This is a genomic window from Arhodomonas sp. KWT, from assembly GCF_010993615.1.
In genome coordinates this window covers 1-1,264 of the sequence record NZ_WNXE01000479.1, presented here as the reverse complement: position 1 = coordinate 1,264, position 1,264 = coordinate 1, and the positions used below count along the sequence as shown (strand labels likewise).

2 protein-coding genes are annotated in these 1,264 nt (G+C 72.4%); one reads left to right on the top strand and one right to left on the bottom strand.

The window, feature by feature from the left end; genetic code table 11:
* Positions 1-636, top strand: a 636-nt coding sequence (locus tag G7A99_RS20070) for a glycine cleavage T C-terminal barrel domain-containing protein (protein ID WP_305792344.1), incomplete at its 5' end; no start/stop codon positions are given.
* A 61-nt stretch (positions 637-697) separates the two neighbouring features.
* Here G7A99_RS20070 and G7A99_RS20065 read toward each other — a convergent pair.
* Positions 698-1,264 (bottom strand): lipoyl synthase (locus tag G7A99_RS20065; protein WP_163143576.1); only part of this gene is annotated, 567 nt, incomplete at its 5' end.

The following is a 1,264-nucleotide window of genomic DNA, read 5'->3' as shown; positions in this document are numbered from 1 at the left end:
CTCGCCCCGGACAGCCGGGAGATGGTCTTCATGGATGCCCGGCCCCTCGAGGTTGCCGGCGTGCCGTGCTTTGTCACCCGCTCCGGCTATACCGGCGAGGACGGTTTCGAGATCTCCGTGGCCGCGGAAGACGCGGACACCCTGGCCCGGCGCCTGCTCGCCTACGAGGCGGTGGAGCCCGTCGGCCTGGGGGCCCGCGACTCGCTCCGCCTGGAGGCAGGGCTGTGCCTGTACGGGCACGATATGGATACCACCACCACGCCGGTGGAGGCCGCGCTGGAATGGGCCGTCTCCAGGGTCCGCCGGCCCGGGGGCCGCCGCGAGGGCGGTTACCCCGGCGCCGACGTCATCGCCGGGCAGCTGCGTGACGGCGTCGACCGCCGCCGCGTGGGCCTGCGCCCGGAGGGGCGGGCGCCGGTGCGCGAGGGTGTGGAGCTGCAGGACGGCGACGGCCGCGGTGTCGGCCGGGTGACCAGTGGCGGTTTCGGTCCCAGTGTCGGGGCGCCGGTGGCGATGGGCTACGTCGAGACCGGTTTCGAGGCGGTGGGCAGCCGTGTCACCGCTCTGGTGCGCGGGCGCGGGATCCCGGTGACCGTGGCGGAGACGCCGTTCCTGCGCCCGGGCTACCGCCGCTGAAACGACAAGGCCCCCGCCGGGGCGGGGGCCTTTCTTACGGATGCCGGGGTGGCCGCCGGCCTCAGCCGGAGGCGGCCTCGTCCAGCCCGCAGTTGTTTTTCTCCAGTACCCGCTCGGCACGGTAGCTCGAGCGCACCAGCGGCCCCGAGACCACCTCGAGGAAGCCCTTCTCCAGGCCCCACTCGCGATACTGTGCGAACTGCTCGGGCGTGACGTAGCGCTCCACCGGCAGGTGGTTCGCCGTCGGCCGGAGGTACTGCCCGAAGGTGACGATATCCACGCCGATGGTGCGGAGGTCGTCCATGGTCTCCAGGATCTCCTCGTCGGTCTCGCCGAGGCCCACCATCAGGCTGGTCTTGGTGAGGACCTTCGGGTTGTGACGCTTGGCGTGCTCGAGCACGTCGAGGGTGCGCTCGTAGCTCGCCCGCGGGTCGCGCACCGGGTGGGTGAGCCGGCGCACGGTCTCCACGTTCTGCGCGAAGACCTCCAGGCCCGCGTCGATGACGCGCTCCACCCACTCGTGAACGCCCTGGAAGTCCGGCGTCAGGGCTTCGACGGCCGTTTCCGGCGTGCGCTCCTTGATGGCGCGGATGCACGCCGCGTAGTGGCCGGCGCCGGCGTCGTCGAG